17 protein-coding genes and 2 pseudogenes are annotated in these 18020 nt (G+C 62.4%); 9 read left to right on the top strand and 10 right to left on the bottom strand.

Annotated elements, in window-relative coordinates; genetic code table 11:
* Positions 1–110: 110 nt before the first annotated feature.
* The 3 genes from gcvH to JQF37_RS29755 all read right to left on the bottom strand — a co-directional run bounded on the left by gcvH (position 111) and on the right by JQF37_RS29755 (position 3438).
* A complete protein-coding gene (gene gcvH / locus JQF37_RS29765) occupies positions 111–494 on the bottom strand; it encodes a glycine cleavage system protein GcvH (protein ID WP_130211166.1) in 384 nt (127 codons plus the stop codon).
* A 435-nt stretch (positions 495–929) separates the two neighbouring features.
* The gene (locus JQF37_RS29760; protein ID WP_130211167.1) at positions 930–2438 is read right to left on the bottom strand and encodes a sigma-54-dependent transcriptional regulator; all 1509 of its coding nucleotides are present in this window, start codon (positions 2436–2438) and stop codon (positions 930–932) included.
* Positions 2439–2514: 76 nt separating this feature from the next.
* The gene (locus tag JQF37_RS29755) at positions 2515–3438 is read right to left on the bottom strand and encodes a LysR family transcriptional regulator (RefSeq protein WP_130211168.1); all 924 of its coding nucleotides are present in this window, start codon (positions 3436–3438) and stop codon (positions 2515–2517) included.
* 150 nt (positions 3439–3588) lie between these two features.
* Between JQF37_RS29755 and speB the strand changes: the two genes are divergently transcribed.
* The 5 genes from speB (at position 3589) to JQF37_RS29730 (ending at position 10179) form a co-directional block, all read left to right on the top strand.
* The gene (speB, locus tag JQF37_RS29750; protein WP_090323432.1) at positions 3589–4587 is read left to right on the top strand and encodes an agmatinase; all 999 of its coding nucleotides are present in this window, start codon (positions 3589–3591) and stop codon (positions 4585–4587) included.
* Between the two features lie 53 nt (positions 4588–4640).
* Positions 4641–6152 carry an aldehyde dehydrogenase family protein gene (locus JQF37_RS29745; RefSeq protein WP_130211169.1) on the top strand — a complete coding sequence of 504 codons (1512 nt, stop codon included), beginning with the start codon at positions 4641–4643 and terminating at the stop codon, positions 6150–6152.
* Between the two features lie 187 nt (positions 6153–6339).
* Positions 6340–7908: a cytosine permease gene (locus JQF37_RS29740; RefSeq protein WP_130211170.1), complete on the top strand. Its 1569-nt coding sequence runs from the start codon at positions 6340–6342 to the stop codon at positions 7906–7908.
* A 2-nt stretch (positions 7909–7910) separates the two neighbouring features.
* Positions 7911–9599 carry a choline dehydrogenase gene (gene betA, locus JQF37_RS29735; RefSeq protein ID WP_130211171.1) on the top strand — a complete coding sequence of 563 codons (1689 nt, stop codon included), beginning with the start codon at positions 7911–7913 and terminating at the stop codon, positions 9597–9599.
* A 121-nt stretch (positions 9600–9720) separates the two neighbouring features.
* On the top strand, positions 9721–10179 hold the full coding sequence (locus tag JQF37_RS29730; RefSeq protein ID WP_130211172.1) for a GNAT family N-acetyltransferase: 459 nt from the start codon (positions 9721–9723) through the stop codon (positions 10177–10179).
* A gap of 28 nt (positions 10180–10207) precedes the next feature.
* Here the strand turns inward: JQF37_RS29730 and JQF37_RS29725 are convergent, their stop codons facing one another.
* Both JQF37_RS29725 and JQF37_RS31595 read right to left on the bottom strand, forming a co-directional pair.
* Complete coding sequence (locus JQF37_RS29725) at positions 10208–10513, bottom strand: NIPSNAP family protein (RefSeq protein ID WP_130211173.1); 306 nt, start codon at positions 10511–10513, stop codon at positions 10208–10210.
* Positions 10514–10586: 73 nt separating this feature from the next.
* A pseudogene (locus tag JQF37_RS31595) lies at positions 10587–10703 on the bottom strand (LysR family transcriptional regulator); the annotation flags it as partial.
* Positions 10704–10894: 191 nt separating this feature from the next.
* On the opposite strand from JQF37_RS31595, the gene JQF37_RS29720 reads away from it, so the two are divergent.
* The 4 genes and pseudogenes from JQF37_RS29720 to JQF37_RS29705 all read left to right on the top strand — a co-directional run bounded on the left by JQF37_RS29720 (position 10895) and on the right by JQF37_RS29705 (position 12350).
* A complete protein-coding gene (locus JQF37_RS29720) occupies positions 10895–11230 on the top strand; it encodes a hypothetical protein (RefSeq protein ID WP_130211174.1) in 336 nt (111 codons plus the stop codon).
* A 181-nt stretch (positions 11231–11411) separates the two neighbouring features.
* Positions 11412–11801, top strand: coding sequence for a cytochrome c family protein (locus JQF37_RS29715; protein WP_130211175.1), 390 nt, complete (start codon positions 11412–11414; stop codon positions 11799–11801).
* A 190-nt stretch (positions 11802–11991) separates the two neighbouring features.
* A pseudogene (locus JQF37_RS31870) lies at positions 11992–12081 on the top strand (GNAT family N-acetyltransferase); the annotation flags it as partial.
* Between the two features lie 8 nt (positions 12082–12089).
* The gene (locus JQF37_RS29705) at positions 12090–12350 is read left to right on the top strand and encodes a DUF2252 family protein (protein ID WP_130211176.1); all 261 of its coding nucleotides are present in this window, start codon (positions 12090–12092) and stop codon (positions 12348–12350) included.
* A gap of 173 nt (positions 12351–12523) precedes the next feature.
* Here JQF37_RS29705 and JQF37_RS29700 read toward each other — a convergent pair whose 3' ends face one another.
* The 5 genes from JQF37_RS29700 to JQF37_RS29680 form a co-directional block, all read right to left on the bottom strand.
* Positions 12524–13408 (bottom strand): ChaN family lipoprotein, encoded by an 885-nt coding sequence (locus tag JQF37_RS29700; protein ID WP_130211177.1) that lies wholly within the window; start codon positions 13406–13408, stop codon positions 12524–12526.
* 47 nt (positions 13409–13455) lie between these two features.
* Entirely contained in the window at positions 13456–14223 is a 768-nt protein-coding gene (locus JQF37_RS29695) for a heme ABC transporter ATP-binding protein (RefSeq protein ID WP_130211178.1), read from the bottom strand.
* A complete protein-coding gene (locus JQF37_RS29690; protein ID WP_189340505.1) occupies positions 14223–15206 on the bottom strand; it encodes an iron chelate uptake ABC transporter family permease subunit in 984 nt (327 codons plus the stop codon). The genes JQF37_RS29695 and JQF37_RS29690 overlap by 1 nt, the downstream gene beginning before the upstream one ends.
* Before the next feature lie 50 nt (positions 15207–15256).
* Positions 15257–16141, bottom strand: coding sequence for an ABC transporter substrate-binding protein (locus JQF37_RS29685; RefSeq protein ID WP_130211180.1), 885 nt, complete (start codon positions 16139–16141; stop codon positions 15257–15259).
* 329 nt (positions 16142–16470) lie between these two features.
* Positions 16471–17913: a catalase gene (locus tag JQF37_RS29680; RefSeq protein ID WP_130211181.1), complete on the bottom strand. Its 1443-nt coding sequence runs from the start codon at positions 17911–17913 to the stop codon at positions 16471–16473.
* Between the last annotated feature and the right edge of the window lie 107 nt (positions 17914–18020).

Here is an 18020-nt window from a genome sequence, read left to right as displayed (position 1 = left end):
GAGTCGAAGCCGAGGCTGTTGAGCATCGCTTGCTCGTCGCCGGCGCGCGGGCCGATGTGGCGGGCGATGAATTCGTTACGGGTGTCGAGGAGGGTGGTCATACGGAATCCTCACGCGTCGGTCTGGTCTTGGATCAGGCGTTCGTAAGCGGCTTGATCGAGCAAGCGGGAGATTGCCGAAGCGTCAGCAGGCTGGAAGCGAAAGAACCAGCCTTCGCCCAGCGGATCTTCGTTGACCAGCTCTGGGTTCGCGTCGAGCGCCAAATTCACTTCCACCACCTCACCGTCCAGCGGCATGCCGATGCTGCTGGCGGCCTTCACCGACTCCAGCACCGACACTTCGGTGCCGGCGTCGAAGCCGCCCAGTTCAGGCACCTGGACAAACACCACATCCCCCAGCGCCTGTTGCGCAAAAGCGGTAATGCCAACGGTGACCGTGCCGTCAGCTTCGGTGCGCAGCCATTCGTGGTCGACGGTAAAACGCAATTCGCTCATGTCTACTCCTCATTGTTCTGGCTCATTCGCTGCAGGTGGCGAATGACGATGGGCAGGCTCGTTTGGGTGACGAGCGTGGCTGGAGGAGTCATAGCAAGGGCGGTGCCAGAATTGATTAATTGTTATTAATCAATGGCTTGAGATGGTTTCTGGCAGTTTCGTGGAGGTCTTGTGTATTGAAATCAATACAGGTAGGCGAAGGGAAGGGTGCGAAATCCGGACCAGACAGGTTGAGAGGGTGTTGTCTTGGATTCAATACGCTGTATCGATTTGTATACATTGTTGGATGGCACTCGAACCCTGTGGGAGCGGGCTTGTCGGGTCGCCGCATCGCAGCGATTGCGGTGTGTCAGATAACGAAAATGGTGACTGACATGGCCTCATCGCGGGCAAGCCCGCTCCCACAGGGATTTTCAGTGTTGCTGAAACCGGCGGTCAGGACTTGGAGGGAATCCCGTACTTGCGCAAGCGAATGGCGATGGCGCTGTGGGAGGTTTGCAAGCGTGCCGCGAGCAATCGACTGGACGGATAGCTGCGATACAGTTGCTCCAGCAGGTTCCTTTCAAAACCTTCGACAGCCTCCTCCAGGCTACCCACCTCGCCATCGTTCTGCCGTTCCACGGCCGTGCGCGCAATGTCGAGGTCGTCGAGGTCGACCAAGGGGTTTTCGCAAATGGCCGCCGCGCGGAAGATCACGTTTTGCAGCTGCCGCACGTTGCCCGGCCAGCGATTGTCGAGCAGGGCGGAAAAGGTGCCCGGCGCCAGGCGGCAGACCGGTCGCTGGATCTGCGCGCACGCTTGCTGCATGAAGTGCTGGGCCATCAACAGGATGTCATGGCCGCGTTCACGCAGCGGCGGCACTTGCAGGTTGAGCACGTTGAGGCGGTAGAACAGGTCTTCGCGAAAGTGACCTTCGCTGACCATTTTTTCCAGGTTGCGGTGGGTCGCGCTGAGGATCCGCACGTTGACCTTGACCTCGCGATCGCCGCCCACCCGGCGGAAGCAACCATCACTCAAAAAGCGCAACAACTTGGCCTGCAGGTACGGCGACATTTCCCCCACTTCGTCGAGGAACACCGTGCCCTGGTCGGCCAGTTCCAGCAGCCCGAGTTTGCCGCCGCGCTGGGCGCCGGTGAAGGCGCCGGGGGCATAGCCGAACAGCTCGCTTTCGGCGAGGCTCTCCGGCAGTGCCGCGCAATTGAGCGCCAGGAACGGCTTGTCGCGACGGCCGCTGATGGCGTGACAGGCGCGGGCCACCAGTTCCTTGCCGGTGCCGGTTTCACCCTGGATCAACAGCGGCGCATCGAGGGCCGCGACCCGCTGGGCCCGGGCCTTGAGCGCGCGGATCGGCGGCGACTCGCCCAGCAGCGCATCGAAGCCTTCGGCGTGATCGTGATGCAGCGCCGACAGGCGTTCGCCGATGCGGTTCGGTTGATAGAGGGTGAGCAGGGCGCCGGCATCGGTGATCGGCATGGCGTCGAGCAGCAGGGTGTGGCCGCCGAGGCTGACTTCGCGCATGGGCAGGCGGAAGCCCTGGGCGATCAACGTCGGTTGCAAGTCGGGATCATCGAACAGCGTGCCCAGGGATTCACCGGCCGGCTCGCGGCCGCACAGGGCGATCAGCGCCGGATTGGCCAGCAGCACATGACCACGTTCATCCACCGCCAGCACGGGGTCGGAACTGGCGGCGAGCAAGGCATCCAGTTGCAGGCGCCGGCGTTGTCCCGGAAGGATGTCGACCAGGGTCACCGCTTGCACGCCACGCACGCCGAAGAGGGCTTCGCGCAACTCCTCCAGGACTTCGGCACCGAGGGTCGGGGCATCGATATAGACGTTCGGCGGCACCATCTCCACGGCGTCGAGGTTGAAGCTGCGTCCGCCCAGCAGGGCCAGGACTTCCTGGGTGATGCCGACGCGGTCGATGAAGGTGACGTGGATGCGCATAGGTGGCCTTGAGCGGTGATGAAGCGAAACGTTGCGTCGATGAGTATGGCCGGGGCTGTTTGAATTTGGCGAGCCGTCAATGCTTCTCGGCTGCAGGCGCTTTACGGGAACAGGCCGCCAGGTCTTCGAGAAACGCCTGCAAAATCGGCGGTGGCGCCGTGCCTCGGCGAGTGATCACGTCGAACGGCGACATCAGCTGCAAGCTGCCGGGCGCCAGTTGGTGCATCTCGCCGGTCTTGATCCACTGCGCGGCGAAGTGCGCCGGCAGAAAGCCCAGGTAAGCGCCGGAGATGATCAGGATTGCCAGGGCTTCGATGTTGTCCACGGTCGCCGCCGCCTTGCTGACGCCCAGGTGTTCCAGGTCGTATTGCTGCATGTAGCCGCGCACGACAATGCGGCTCGCGGCGATCTCTTCGAGCAATTCCTCGCCTTCGGCCTGGTTGCCAAACAGCGGATGCCGTCGCCCGCAATACAGCCCCAGCGCTTCCTGGTACAGCGGCGAATGCAGCAGGCCCGGCACGTGGATCGGGAAGTGCCCGATGGCCAGGTGCAAGCGCCCGTCGAGCACGCGCTCTTCCAGTTCGGCGGGAGTGCCGACGTACACGTTCAAGTGCACATCGTGCCCACGGGAGACGAAGCGCTGGGTGGTGCGCGGGATCGGCGAATCGGGGTCGGTGATGGTGGTGTCGATGATCCCCAGGTTGAGCTTGCCGCTGATGTGCTGCTTGAGCACGTCGGCGTCCATGCAGAAATTTTCCACCGCCGAGAGCAGGCGCTGGGTGGCTTCGTGGATCGCCACGCCTTGCTCGGTCAGGCGAAAACCGCTGCGTCCGCGCTGGCAGAGTTTGACCCCGAGCCGGGTTTCCAGATGGGTCATCTGTTCGCTGATGGTCGACTGGCCGGCGTTCAGCGCCGCCTGCGCGGCCGAGAAGCCGCCGCAGCGGACAATGGTGGCAAACACCCTGAGCAGTTTCAGGTCGACATCATGCAGTTGAATCACTTGGACCTCCCGCGTGTGGATGCATCGGTAATGCCGATATGAGTATCTGATGTTTAGCATTTTTTCCACGAAAAGCTGCGCCCATAGTCTTTCCAACGGCGGTCGCCTTGCAGTCCGCCAGGCCGAAAACAAGAAGTGGAGAGGCTCGACATGTCGAACAATGGTTATGAATCCGGTCGCCTGAACCTGCCATTCGTGGGTCATTGCACCTTTGGCAAGTCCCCGGTGTGCACCGACTGGGATGCCCTGGATGCCGACGTCGCGGTGCTCGGCGTGCCCAATGACATGGGCACCCAGTGGCGCTCCGGCGCACGCTTCGGACCACGCGGGATTCGTGAAGCATCGACGCTGTTTTCCTTCGGTCATGCCGGCGCCTACGACCACGAAGACGACGTGATGTACCTGACCGCCGCCGACGTGCGCATGGTCGACGTGGGGGATGCCGACATCGTCCACACCGATATGGAAACCAGCAACAAGAACACCGAATACGCGGTACGCAAGATTCTCGATGCCGGTGTGATGCCGGTGGTGCTCGGTGGCGACCACTCGGTGCACGCCCCGGTGATCAAGGCCTTCGAAGGCCGTGGCCCGATCCACATCATCCACTTCGATGCGCACCTGGATTTCGTCGACGAGCGCCACGGCGTGCGCTACGGCCACGGCAACCCGCTGCGCCGCGCCTCGGAAATGAACCACATCGTCGGCATGACCCAGATGGGCATCCGCAACGTGTCCTCGTCCAACCGCGACGACTACGAAGCGGCCCACGAAGCCGGCTCGAAAATCCTTTCGGTACGCGATGTGCGCCGTCTGGGCGTCGAAGGCGTGCTGGCGCTGATCCCGCAGAACATCAACTACTACATCACCATCGACATCGACGGTTTCGACCCGTCCATCGCCCCCGGCACCGGCACCCCGAGCCACGGCGGCTTCCTCTACTACGAAGTGCTGGAAATCATCCAGGCCCTGGCCAAGCGCAGCAAAGGCAACATCGTCGGCATGGACCTGGTGGAGGTTGCACCTGTCTACGACCCGACCGGCATGACCTCGATCCTCGCCGCGCAACTGCTGCTCAACAGCATTGGTTTCATCTTCCACGAGCGGGGCAAGGTGCGTGCGGCCCAGAGCGAAGCCACTCCAGCCTGATATCGAAACCACCAAACCCGGCAGGACCCGACTGCCGGGCAGAGAGAATAAAAATGGACACGATCGTCAAAAGTTACCTGCAAAAATTCGGCGTCTCCGAGGCCACCCAGACCTTCCTTGGCAAGGTCCAGAAAATGTTCATCGGCGGCGCCTGGGTCGAGGCCAGCGATGGCCAGACGTCCGAAGTCATCGAGCCATCCACCGAAGGCCTGATCACGCGCATTCCCATGGGCACCACCGCTGATCTGGACCGTGCCGTGCAAGCCGCCCGCGCCCAGTTCGACGGCGGCGCCTGGCGCCAGGCCAAACCGGCCGAACGCGAGCGGATGATGCAACGCCTGGCCGACCTGATCGAACAGAACGCCGCCGAGCTGGCGGAAATCGAATCGATCGACATGGGCAAGTCGGTCGCCTTCGCCAGGGACGTGGATATCCAGGGCACCGTCGATACCTTGCGCTACTTCGCCGGTTGGGCCACCAAACTGCACGGGCGTACCGTCGAGCCGTCGCTGCCGGGCAATTACCTGGCCTACACCCGCAAGGAAGCGGTGGGCGTAGTCGGTGCGATCGTGCCGTGGAACTTCCCGCTGCAAACCATGGCGTGGAAGCTTGGCGCGGCCCTGGCCACCGGTTGCACCGTGGTGGTGAAACCGGCCGAGCTGACGTCGCTGTCGGCCCTGCGCTTTGCCGAGCTGGTACAGGAAGCGGGCATCCCGGACGGGGTGATCAACATCGTCACCGGGCGCGGCAGCGTGGTCGGCGCGGCCATGGCCACCCACCCTGGCATCGACAAACTGACCTTCACCGGCTCGACCCCGGTCGGCCGTACCGTGGGGCGCGCCGCGCTGGATGACATGAAGCGCCTGACCCTGGAACTGGGTGGCAAATCACCGGTCATCGTGTTCGCCGACGCCGACATTCCGGCGGCTGCGCAGGCGGTCGCCAACGGGGTGTTTTTCAACTCGGGACAGGTATGCGACGCCGGCACACGGGCCTATATTCACAGCAGTGTCTATGACGATTTCCTGCGCGAGCTGATCGCCTACACCCGCACCCTGAGGATCGCGCCGGGGATGGACCCGGACTGCTTCATCGGCCCGCTGGTCTCGGCCCTGCAAAAGCAGCGCGTGAGCGAGTACATCGAGACCGGCAAGCAGGAGGGCGCCCAACTGGTCTACGGCGGCCAACCGGTCGAGGGCCCTGGCTTCTTCGTCGAGCCGACCATTTTCGCCCATTGCCGCAACGACATGCGCATCGTCCAGGAGGAGATCTTCGGTCCGGTGCTGGTCACCGCCCCCTTCGACGATGAGGAACAGGTACTGGCGCTGGCCAATGACTCGCCCTATGGCCTGGCGGCGGCCCTGTATTCCAATGACCTGGGCAAGGTGCACAGCCTGATTCCGCGACTGAAGGCAGGCTCGGTCTACGTCAACGCCCACGGCACCCTCGACCCGTCGATGCCGTTCGGCGGCTACAAGCAGTCCGGGTTCGGCAAGGACCTGGGCGCCGAGCAGCTGGACTACCTGCTCGAGACCAAGGCTGTGTGGATCACGCTGCCGGGCTGATGCTGATCAGGTAAGACAAGGAACAATGCAATCCCTGTGGGAGCGAGCTTGCTCCCACAGGTTTTGCGCCAAAGTTGAAAGCAATTGCACATTTGAAATTCGGGAACGGCAAGGACGCGCCCCGGGAGTCGTTCACCCGAAAGAATGCGGTTTTTTCGTCATGATCTTCCAACAATAAGAGTCCATCATGAACACAAACGCCAAGTCCGCCCCGAGCGTGTCGGTCCTCGACGACAAAATCGTCGTCGAAAGCCATTCGATCGATTTCATCCCCGAGCACGAGCGCACCGACAAACTGTCGAGCCAGGGCCCGTTCTGGTTTCTCGGCAATTTCACCTTCTTCACCATGACCATCGGCTTCGTCGGCCCAAGCGTTGGTCTGACCGCGCTCTGGACCACGCTGGCCGGTACGCTGGGCATCATGTTCGGCACGCTGTTCATGGCCTTTCATGGCTCGCAAGGCCCGCACCTGGGCCTGCCGCAGATGATCCAGTCCCGTGCGCAGTTCGGTTATCGCGGAGTGATTCTGGTGCTGTTGGCGACACTGTTCGTGTTCGCCGGTTTCAACATCGTCAACCTCGTGCTGATGATGCAGGGGCTGCACACGCTATTCGGCTTCAACCCCGCCGTGATTGCGGTGGCGGTGACGATACCGGCAGCCGTGCTGGCGATCCTCGGCCATGACTGGATGCACCGCAGCTTCAAATGGGCGCTGTACCTGTCGTTGCCGCTGTACGGTCTGGTGACCCTGGCGGTGCTGATGGGCTGGGTGCCGGATGCGGCGTTGCCGGCGCTCGGCGCCGGAGAAGTGGCCCCGGCGCCGTTGGGGTTCAACTGGACCGGTTTCATCGCGCAATTCGCGGCTGCGGCGAGCTACAACATCGCCTACGCCCCGTACGTGTCGGACTACTCGCGTTACCTGCCGAAGAACACCTCCAGCGGCAAGCTGATCGCGGTGGTGTTCCTGGGCGCTTCGTTGTCCGGTGCCTGGATGATTTCCGTGGGTGGCTGGCTGGCCGATCACCTGCACTCCACTGACGTGCTGGTGGCTCTCGGGCAAGTCGGCAATACCGTATCGCCGCTGATGGGCACGGCGGTCGTGGTGATCACCATCCTGGCGTTCCTGCCAGTGATCGCGATGAACATCTACAGCGCCAAGCTGACCACGCTGACCTGCGTCGACTCGATCAAGCACATCGAACCGACCCGCAAGGCGCGGATCCTCGCCATCGCCTTCGTGATCCTGTTGCAACTGGGCGTGGCCCTGAGCATCCAGAGTTCCGGTAAAGGCCTGTCGGTGCTCGGCATCTACCTGGTGGTGATGCTGTACTTCCTGGTGCCCTGGACCTCGGTCAACCTCACCGACTACTTCTTCGTGCGCAAGGGCCGCTACGCCATCCCGCACTTCTTCATGCCCCACGGCAACATCTACGGCAGCTGGGGCCTGCGTGGCATCGCCGCGTACGCCATCGGCTTCATCTCGATGATTCCGTTCTTCTACATCTTCGACGGCGTCGAACAGCGCGAAGTGTATGTCGGCCCACTCGCCAAGGCCCTGGGCAGCATCGACATCGCCTGGCTGGTCGGGTTGATCGTATCGGGGGTGGCCTATTACGTGCTCAGCCGCTCGATCGATCTCAAGCGCGAAGAAGCGGTCATCCAGCACATCGAAAAAACCTCCCCGCAATTCACCACCGGCGACAAATTGACCAAATCGTCGAGTCCCGTTTTCAGCGAATCGACGGTCCGGAGATAATCATGGCTACGCAAAAATACGACTACATCATCATCGGCGCAGGCTCGGCAGGTTGTGTGTTGGCCAACCGCCTGAGCGAAGACCCGGCCACCTCGGTGCTGGTCCTGGAATTCGGCGGCAGCGACCGCAGCGTGGTGATCCAGATGCCCAGTGCGTTCTCGATCCCGATGAACACCAAGAAGTACAACTGGCGCTACGAAACCGAGCCGGAAACCTACCTCAACGGCCGTCGCATCCACTGCCCACGGGGCAAGGTGCTGGGGGGGTCGTCGTCGATCAACGGCCTGGTGTACATCCGTGGTCATGCCTATGACTTCGACGAGTGGGAATCCCTCGGCGCCCAGGGGTGGGGTTATAAAAACTGCCTGCCGTACTTCAAGCGCGCCGAGAGCTACGAGTCCGGCGGTGACAGCTATCGCGGGCAAACCGGACCGCTGCACACCACCAACGGCAACCACATGAAGAACCCGTTGTACGGGGCTTGGGTCGAAGCCGGCGCAGAAGCGGGCTACATCAAGACCGATGACTGCAACGGCTACATGCAGGAAGGTTTCGGCGCGATGCACATGACCGTGAAAAACGGCGTGCGCTGTTCCACCGCCAACGCCTACCTGCGCCCGGCCATGGACCGTCCGAACCTGACGGTGATCACCCATGCGATGACCCGCCAGGTCATCCTCGAAGGCAAGCGCGCCGTGGGCATCAGCTATGACCACGGTGGCCAGACTCACCAGGTCTATTGCAATAAGGAAGTGCTGATCTCGTCGGGGCCGATCGGCTCGCCGCACCTGCTGCAACGTTCCGGCATCGGCCCGGCCGAGGTCCTGCGCAAGGCCGGAATCGCCGTGCGCCATGACCTGCCGGGGGTAGGGGAGAACCTGCAGGATCACGCCGAGGTGTACATCCAGTTCGGCTGCAAGGAACCGGTGACGCTCAACAGCAAGATGGACCCGCTGAGCAAACTGATGATCGGTTTGCGCTGGCTGCTGTTCAAGGATGGCCTGGGGGCCACCAACCACTTTGAGGCCGGTGGTTTCATCCGTTCCGACAAGGGCCTGCGCTGGCCGGACATTCAGTTCCACTTTCTGCCGGCGGCCATGCGTTACGACGGCAACAAGCCGATCAAGGGCCATGGTTTCATGGTGCTGACCGGGCCGAACAAACCGAAGAGCCGCGGCTATGTGCGCGTACGTTCCGCCGACCCTTACGAGCATCCGGAAATCCGCTTCAACTACCTGGAGCGCGAAGAGGACCGCGAAGGCTTCCGCCGCTGCATCCGCCTGACCCGCGAGATCATCGGCCAGAAAGCCATGGACCGCTTCCGCGATGGTGAGATAGCCCCCGGCGCGCACCTGACCAGCGATGAAGACCTCGATGCGTTCGTGCGTGACAACCTGGAGAGCACCTATCACCCTTGCGGTTCGTGCCGCATGGGCGAGGACGACATGGCCGTGGTGGACTCCGAGTTGCGCGTGCATGGCATCGCCGGGCTGCGGGTGATCGACTCCTCGGTGTTCCCGACCGAACCGAACGGCAACCTCAACGCACCGACCATCATGCTCGCCGAACGGGCGTCGGACCTGGTGCGCGGACGCAAGATGCTGCCAGCGTCGGATGTGCCGGTGGGACTGGTCGAGAACTGGGAAAACAGCCAGCGTTCGACCCTGCCGGGGCGTAATGTGCGGGTGTAACGCGAACCAATGTGGGAGCGAGTTCGCTCCCACAGTTCATCGGTACCGGGAAAAAAATTCCGTTTGCGTTCCATTGTGGTTGCTAGGCTATAGAACCTTGAGACCGCAAAGGAGCACCCTCATGGCTATTCAGGCCCTGCGCGCCGACGCTTCCCACATCGACAAGATCGCCCCGTTATTCGACGCCTATCGCGGCTTCTACGGTCAGCCATCGAACCTGCCGCAATCCCGTGACTTCATCGCCGAGCGCATCGCCCGCGACGAATCGGTGATTTTCTACGCCGAGGACGCCAGCGGCGAAGCCCTGGGTTTCGTGCAGATGTTCCCGACCTTTTCCTCCATCAACGCACATCGCACCTGGTTGCTCGGCGACCTGTTCAGCGCGCCCGCCGCTCGCGGCAAAGGCGTCGCCACCCTGTTGATGAACACCGCCCGCGACTTTGCCCGGTTGAGCGGCGCCATGGGCATGACCCTGGAAACCGCCACCGACAACCTCACCGCGCAGCGCTTGTATGAGTCTCTGGGGTATGTACGTGATCCGGGTTACTACACCTATTGCCTGGACTTGAAGCAGGGCTGAGCCCGGCGCTTCAAGTCGCGGATGTTCCCTAACCGAACACCGGCCGGAAGAAACTGCGCTCATAGCTGAGGATGCAGCGGGTTTCTTCGGCGTACTTGAACGCGGCAATGCACGCCGGGTCGTTCATCGACTCTTGGCGATAGGTTTCATAGGCCGCCAGGCTGGGGAAGGTGAACATCGCCAGGGCAATATTGCTGGCACCCTCGGACGGCAGGAAGTAGCCGTGATGCTGACCACCGAATTTCTCCACCAGTGGAATCCACAACTTGCCGTAGTGCTCGAATGCGTCGAGCTTGTAGGGGTCGAGTACGTATTTCAGGTAGCAAGTGACCATCTGTTTTCTCTCCTTGAGTGACATTTTCATTGCTTGCAGCAATTACCGGGCGACGCAGCATCCGGGCTCGTTTTTACCGGTTGGCGCGAACAAACTCAATGAACGCCTTGAGCGGCGCCGGAACATGGTGACGGCTCGGTCAATAAAGGTGCAATCCGGGGTAGTAGGGGCACCAGTCGGCGAGCACCTTGCCCTCGGAACTGGGGGAGTGGAATGAGCTGGCGCTGTCTATCGATTTCAAGGACTGAAGTCGGCGTTCAAAAAAACAGGTCAATCAGGGTAGGCGCCGATTTTTTGGGTGATATCCAATGGCCACTATCTCCATTAGAATGCGCGCCGCCCGAGAGATGGGTCCCGGGCGCTTTCTCATGGAGTTGTACAGTGAAATACCTCAGTAAAGTCGTTGCCGGTGCCCTGTTTGGTCTGATTCTGGCAGGCTGCAGCGGCACACCGATGAACACCCGGCATTACGACAGCAGCCAGTACACCGTTCTGGGCCACAGCGAAGCGAGCGCCACGGGACTGATGCTGTTCGGCGTGATCCCGATTCGGCAGAACAGTCGTTTTGTGCGCGCACAGGACGAGGCGATCAAAGCCAAGGGCGGCGACGCCATGATCAACACCCAGGTGCAGGAACGCTGGTTCTGGGCGTGGGTCCTGAACGGCTACACCACCAAGGTGTCCGGTGATGTGATCAAGCTGAAAAACGTTCAGTAAGCACGGTAGCCAAAAAAATCCGGCGTCCTGTAACAGGCCCCGGATTTTTTGTTTTTGAGGGGGGCCGTCGCCGGTCAGTGGCATGAGGGTGGACGCGGATTTCGATGAAAGTCTTCGGTCCGTCGCCCAGTCATGATGAAATAGCCGCCACTTTTTGCTGTGCGCAAGACCCGGAGCGGTGATGAAGAAAGCTGTCTTGATGACCTTCGTGTGCATCCTCGGTGCAGGATTGCTCGCTACACAAGCCCAAGCGGCCGGCGATGCCGAGGCCGGGGGCAAACTGTTCAAGCGTATGTGTGGCGGCTGCCACCAGATCGGAGAATCGGCGCGGGCGTTTTTTGGCCCGCAGCTCAATGGCATCGTCGGCCGCGCGGCCGCAAGCACCACCGATTACCAATACTCCGACGCCATGAAGTCATCGGGCGTGGTCTGGACCCGGGAAAAACTCGCCGCGTATATCGAAGATCCAAAGGCGGTGGTTTCCGGCACCCGGATGATTTTCTGGGGCATCAGCGACCAGGAAAAAATCGACGATCTGCTGGCGTATCTGGAGACCTTTCCGGCGCCGTGATCGGCCCGAGAAATTGCACCCCACTTGAACACCTGTTTGCGTTCGACCCGACTACCGATTGCATCGGATTCGACCCGCACGCTTTTGCTGATTCACCATGGGGTGACTGAATTGGGCTACCTTGTTGACGCATTGACGCATTGACGCATTGACGCATTGACGCATTGACTCATCGCTCAGGGAGAGCGCCATGGCTGTGGAAATCAAGCTATCGGAAAACGCCACTGAAGAAGAGCGGTCAGGCATTTTGACCCCGTTGCTGGCCCATAATTTCGCCAACCCTTTGACATGAAGTACACCGCCCCGGTGGAAAAATTCTCGGCTGCGCAGCTCAAACGCTATGCGCAGGTGTGCGGATGGACACTGGCCAGGGCGCATGCCAAGTCCGGAGACGCAGCGAGCATCAGCGGTTATCTGGGGGGGAGCGATACATTTGACCTGGCTCTGGCGGCGTTTGCCCAATCCTATGCGGATGAGACCGAGCGCGATCATGCGGCCCTGGTGGAAGCTGTACGCGCGGGGCGGATACACGCGCAGATCAACGAGTAGCCCGCTTTGGTCATTGGCGGGTCAACGCAAAGGACCTTGACTGACCCCCTGTCGGGCTGACGCTCTTGAGCATAGTGCACCGAGAATCCCGGCAGTTTCCTCGGTGACCCATGCACCTGACAGCGCCGTCAAGCCCATGCAATGACACGCGGCCGGCCCTTTTGCATTTCCGCTCACTGACGCAACGACGCGCAATGATCCTGTTCCGGTTGAGCCGCCGTGTACCACACGTAATCAGCGTTCTCGGCGCTCACGGTCTTGCCCGCTTCGGCCAACACCAACACCACGTTGCCCTGGGCGGCGCCGAGGTCTTTGAGGTGCAACGGCACCCCCAGGTCCTTGCGCACATGGAACGCCCCGGCCAGCAACAGGGCAGGGGTTGGCGCGGTCAGCAGGCGTTCGGCCATGCGCCGGTCGCGCTGCTGTTGCACCGCGAGCATGGCCGGTAGCAGCGCTTCAGGCAGCAACCCGCAATGGGACCCTCGGATGTCGTCCAGCAGCGTGGCTTGAACCTGTGGCGTGGTGGAGGCTTCGCCACTCAGCGTCGGGCGCTGTTGGTAGATCTGCAGGATCTGCGACCGGTCGAGGTTGGCCGCCAGCAGCGGGTAGGGTTGACGCAGCGCGTAGTTGACCACTGCCCCGTAAACACCCCAATCCCAATTGGCTTGCCAGGCCAGCGCCTGATAAGGATCGGCCGGCGGTTGACCGGCACGGCTGGCGGCCTGCGCCGCATCGACCCTGGCTTGTTGGTCGGGGTTGAGCATTTCCATCAGCAGACTGCCCTGGGGACGTTGCGCCGCCAGTTCGCGCAGCAGCCAGAGTTGCAGCGCGTGGTGATCGGGGTTGTCGTGTTGTTCACCGACCAGCAGCCGGGGTGCGCCAGCCAGGTGTTCGACCAGTTCCTGCGGGGTCAGGGCGCGGCCGGTGGCCAGTTCACGGATCACCCCGAAATCGGCGTGATCCCGGCCTTGCGGAGCAATCGGTGCCGGTGGCGCTGCGGCGTGATGGGATTGGCAGGCAGCCAGCAGGCTGAACAGGCAGAGCAACAGAATGCGCATCGGTTTTCCTTATCAGGGCCCTTGATTCACCCCCTGAGGATGGGTGATCAGCGCGCGATAATCAAAGGATGGCCACGTTCCGGGTGGCGCTGAATCAGTACCTGCAAGCCATAGACCGCTTCCAGCGCTTCGGCGGTCAGGACTTCGTCCGGGGTGCCGTAGGCGTGGGGGCGACCGTCCTGCAACAGCAGCAGGTGATCGCAATAACGCGCGGCAAGATTGAGGTCGTGCAGGATCACCAGCACCGCCGCGCCGCGCCCGGCGAAGTCGCGCACCGCTTGCAGGATGGTGTGCTGGTGCAGCGGGTCGAGCATTGACGTCGGTTCATCGAGCAACAGGGTCTGCCCCTCGGCGCCCGGCCACAATTGCGCGAGCACCCGTGCCAGGTGCACGCGCTGGCGCTCACCCCCGGACAGCGCCAGATAACTGCGTCCGGCCAGGTGCAAGGCGTCGGCGGCACTGAGCGCCTCGGCGACGATTTGCGCATCGCGCACCCGGCCACTGGCATGGGGCAAACGGCCCATGCCCACGACTTCATTGACCGAAAAGGCGAAGTTCAGGCTCGAACTCTGGGGCAACACCGCCAGGCGTCTGGCCCGCTCCTGACCCGGCCAGTCGCTCAGCTTTTGCCCGTCAAGGCTGACCGTGCCTTCGCTGGGCGCAAGCTCATCGCACAAGGCCGCGAGCAAGGTACTTTTGCCGGCGCCGTTCGGTCCCAGGACGCCGAGGACCCGGCCCGGATGCAACTGGACATCGATGCCCGCCAGCACGGTGCGACTGCCGCGCCGTACCGCCAGGTTGTTTGCGCGCAACATCAGGAACGCCCCCGCACCAGCAAGTAAAGGAAGAAGGGCGCACCGATGAGTGTCGTGACGATGCCAATCGGCAATTCGGCCGGCGCCAACAGCAAACGGGCGACCAGATCCGCCAGCAGCAACAGGCTGGCACCGGCGAGCAATGACGCCGGCAACAACACCCGATGATCCGGACCGACCAGCAGGCGCATCAGGTGCGGAACCACCAGGCCGATGAAGCCGATCAACCCCGCGGCGGCCACGGCGGCACCGACGCCCAGCGCCGTGCACAACACCAGTTCCCGTTTGATCCGCTCAACGTTGAAGCCCAGGTGACGCGCTTCCGACTCGCCCAGCAGCATCGCATTGAGTGCCGCCGCGCGACGGGGCAACCACAACGCCACGCCCACGGCCACGATCAGCAACGGCCACAAGCGTGAGTAACTGGCACCGTTGAGGCTGCCCAGGTTCCAGAAGGTCAGGGTGCGCAGCGTGGCGTCATCCGCCAGGTAGGTGAACAGCCCGACCCCGGCGCCGGCCATCGCCGTCATGGCCACGCCTGCCAACAGCATGGTCGCAACGTCGGTCTGGCCATTGCGGCGCCCGAAGCGATACACCACCGCCGTGACGATCAGGCCACCGATGAACGCGCTGACCGACAGCAGATAAGGTTCGATGGCTGGCGGCAGTCCACCGATCAGGCTGCCGCCGACAATGGCGAGGGCCGCGCCCAGCGCCGCACCGCCGGACACGCCGACCAGACCCGGATCAGCCAGCGGATTGCGAAACAACCCCTGCATGGCCACGCCGGACAAGGCCAGCACCGAACCGACCGCGATGCCGAGCAAACTGCGCGGCAGACGGATTTGACCGAGGATCAGCTGCGCCTGCTGGGTGTCGGCGCCGTGAACCGGCAGTCCGAACAGCCGCAACCCGGCCAGCAAGGTATCGCTCAGCGGCAGGCTCACCGGGCCCAGGGCCAGGGACAGCCAGAACACCAGCACCAGCAACAGGCCGAGGAACGTCAGCATGGGGCGCGGCCGGACGATCGCCGTCATCGGCTGACCCCGGCTGTCTGGGGCGATGCTGACGGGTAGAACGCGTTCGACAGTGTTTCCAGTGCGTCCGGCACGCGCGGGCCAAGGCCGCCGACCAGCAGTGTCGCGTCGATCTCCAGCACCCGGCCTTCGCGACCGGCCCGGGTTTGCGCCAGGATCGGGTTCTGTTCCAGCAGGGCCGCCTTCGCGGCATCGCCTTGAAGACGGCTACTGGCGATGAGGATCACTTGTGGGTCCAGGGCCAGCATGGCCTCGTTGGACACGGGCTTGTAGCCGTTGTGTTCGGTCAGGTTCTGCCCGCCGGCCTGGGCAATCATCCAGGCCGCCAGCGTGTCCTTGCCAGCGGCCTGAAGGTTGCCGCCGGCATGGCTGAGCAGCATCAGCACCCGAGGCGCAGGCTGTTGCTGTCGTGCCTGTTCGACCCACGCGGCCTGGCGTTCCAGACGCTGCTGATAAGCGGCCATCAGCCCCTGAGCTTCTGTCTCCTTGCCGAGCCATTGCCCGATCCGGGCCAGGTTGTGTTGCAGCGACGGCACGTCCGGCTTGGCCGCGAGCAGTTCAATGCGCACCCCGGCGGCCTTGAGTTGCGCCAGCACCGGTGGCGGCCCCGTTTCGGCGCTGCCCACCAGGATGTCCGGTTTCAACGCCAGAATGCCCTCGGCCGCCAGCGCCCGCTGATAGCCAATGCTCGGCAGGTTGCGCAATGAACGCGGGTACTGGCTGGTGCTGTCGACACCCACCAGTTTGTTCTCGCCGCCAAGGGCCACCACCCATTCGCTGAGTGCTCCACCGGCGCTGACCCAGCGCTGGGGCAGGGCGTCGGCGACGGCCATCTGGCTGAGGAGCACACCGGCACAGGCCAGCAGTGTTTTCATACGCATCGGGGGGACTTCCTTGGTCGATCGGTGGCGGTATCTGCCAGGACGCCGAACAGCTGGATGAGCCGTTCAGGCACCGGAACCTTCGTAACGGGTGATGATGCCATCGACACTCGCCTTGCGCACACGTCACCGCGAGGCCACGCCGGGTTTTGAGCGGCGGGTTGAACAGACGGTCGATAACAGATTGCGCATGATAATTATTAGCAGTTGCGCGTCAAGTCGTTATCTTCATGCCCGACTGAGTCAAATGATTGCAGCCAATGCAGCGCTCACCCTCGCATCAATCGATTTCCCTGTGGCGGCGGGCTCGCCACCACAGGTTGGGTGTGCTACCGATCGAGAGCGGCCAGCGCGCGGGAAACCCCTGCGCCGTAGAACGGGTCGGCCTTCGTGCAGTGGTTGATGTGGCGCTGTTGAACCGCTTGGGATACGCCGCTGAGCGAACGCGCGGTGTTTTCGAACAGCGCTTGTTTCTCCGACTCGGTCATCAAGCGGAACAGCTTGCCGGGTTGCTCGAAGTGGTCCTCATCCACACGATGATCCCAGTGCCCGGCCGCCCCCGACAGGTGCAACGGTGGCTCGCGCCAGTCGGGCTGGTCGGCCCATTGGTCCTGGCTGTTGGGCACATAGGCCAACTGTCCGCCGTAGTTGCCGTCCACGCGCATGGTGCCGTCCCGGTGGAAGCTGTGCACCGGGCAACGGGCGGCATTGACCGGAATCTGATGATGATTGACGCCCAGGCGATAGCGCGCGGCGTCACCGTAGGCGAACAGGCGCGCCTGCAACATCCGGTCAGGTGAAAAGCCGATGCCGGGAACGACGTTCGACGGGGAAAATGCAGCCTGCTCGACTTCGGCGAAGACGTTTTCCGGGTTGCGGTTGAGCTCGAAGTCACCCACCTCGATCAACGGATAATCCTTGTGCGGCCAGACTTTGGTCAGGTCGAACGGATTGACGGCGTGGTCCCTGGCTTGTGCCTCGGACATGACCTGGATGTAAAAGGTCCACTGCGGAAAGTCGCCCGCTTCGATGCTGTCGAACAGATCCCGATGATGACTTTCCCGATCCCGGCCAATGAGATCCTGAGCTTGTTCATCGCTCAGGTTCTCGATGCCTTGCCGGGATTTGAAGGTGAACTTGACCCAATGCCGCTCGTTGTTGGCGTTGATCAGGCTGAACGTGTGGCTGCCGAAGCCGTGCATGTGCCGGTAGCTGCGCGGAATGCCGCGCTGGCTCATGACTATCGTCACCTGGTGCAAAGCTTCGGGCAGTGACGTCCAGAAATCCCAGTTGGTTTGCGCGTTGCGCATGCCGGTACGGGGATCACGCTTGACCGCGTGGTTGAGGTCCGGGAAGCGCAGCGGATCACGGAAGAAGAACACCGGGGTGTTGTTGCCCACTAGGTCCCAATTGCCTTGTTCGGTGTAGAACTTCAAGGCAAAACCCCGGATATCGCGCTCGGCATCGGCCGCGCCACGTTCGCCGGCAACCGTCGAGAACCGGGTGAAAATCGGCGTTTGCTTGCCCACTTCCGAGAACAGGCGGGCCTTGGTGTAACGCGTCACGTCGTGGGTCACGGTGAAGGTGCCGTAGGCACCGGAGCCCTTGGCATGCATGCGTCGCTCAGGGATCACTTCGCGGTCGAAGTGCGCGAGCTTTTCCAGCAGCCAGACATCCTGCAACAAGGCGGGGCCGCGTGGGCCGGCTGTCTGGATATTGAAGTTATCGGCGACAGGGGCGCCGTTGATCGAGGTTAGTTTGTTTTTTGGCATGGACTGGTCTCTTCAAGTTGATGTTTAAAGTTGCGCGGAAGATAGTCGGTTGTAACTAATTGAAGGTGTGGAAGATCCGGGTCGGTTATACGAAAGTGTTAAAGGTT

This window comes from Pseudomonas sp. MIL9 (assembly GCF_016887925.1).
Lineage (GTDB): Bacteria > Pseudomonadota > Gammaproteobacteria > Pseudomonadales > Pseudomonadaceae > Aquipseudomonas > Aquipseudomonas mohnii.
This window is presented reverse-complemented; position numbering and strand designations above follow the sequence as displayed.

Excerpts from the sequence above, each read along its gene's own strand:
- gcvH (WP_130211166.1), bottom strand. The coding sequence starts at position 494 with ATGAGCGAATTGCGTTTTACCGTCGACCACGAATGGCTGCGCACCGAA.
- JQF37_RS29760 (WP_130211167.1), bottom strand. The coding sequence starts at position 2,438 with ATGCGCATCCACGTCACCTTCATCGACCGCGTCGGCATCACCCAGGAA.
- speB (WP_090323432.1), top strand. The coding sequence starts at position 3,589 with ATGTCGAACAATGGTTATGAATCCGGTCGCCTGAACCTGCCATTCGTG.
- JQF37_RS29745 (WP_130211169.1), top strand. The coding sequence starts at position 4,641 with ATGGACACGATCGTCAAAAGTTACCTGCAAAAATTCGGCGTCTCCGAG.
- JQF37_RS29740 (WP_130211170.1), top strand. The coding sequence starts at position 6,340 with ATGAACACAAACGCCAAGTCCGCCCCGAGCGTGTCGGTCCTCGACGAC.
- betA (WP_130211171.1), top strand. The coding sequence starts at position 7,911 with ATGGCTACGCAAAAATACGACTACATCATCATCGGCGCAGGCTCGGCA.
- JQF37_RS29730 (WP_130211172.1), top strand. The coding sequence starts at position 9,721 with ATGGCTATTCAGGCCCTGCGCGCCGACGCTTCCCACATCGACAAGATC.
- JQF37_RS29725 (WP_130211173.1), bottom strand. The coding sequence starts at position 10,513 with ATGGTCACTTGCTACCTGAAATACGTACTCGACCCCTACAAGCTCGAC.
- JQF37_RS29715 (WP_130211175.1), top strand. The coding sequence starts at position 11,412 with ATGAAGAAAGCTGTCTTGATGACCTTCGTGTGCATCCTCGGTGCAGGA.
- JQF37_RS29705 (WP_130211176.1), top strand. The coding sequence starts at position 12,090 with ATGAAGTACACCGCCCCGGTGGAAAAATTCTCGGCTGCGCAGCTCAAA.
- JQF37_RS29700 (WP_130211177.1), bottom strand. The coding sequence starts at position 13,408 with ATGCGCATTCTGTTGCTCTGCCTGTTCAGCCTGCTGGCTGCCTGCCAA.
- JQF37_RS29695 (WP_130211178.1), bottom strand. The coding sequence starts at position 14,223 with ATGTTGCGCGCAAACAACCTGGCGGTACGGCGCGGCAGTCGCACCGTG.
- JQF37_RS29685 (WP_130211180.1), bottom strand. The coding sequence starts at position 16,141 with ATGCGTATGAAAACACTGCTGGCCTGTGCCGGTGTGCTCCTCAGCCAG.
- JQF37_RS29680 (WP_130211181.1), bottom strand. The coding sequence starts at position 17,913 with ATGCCAAAAAACAAACTAACCTCGATCAACGGCGCCCCTGTCGCCGAT.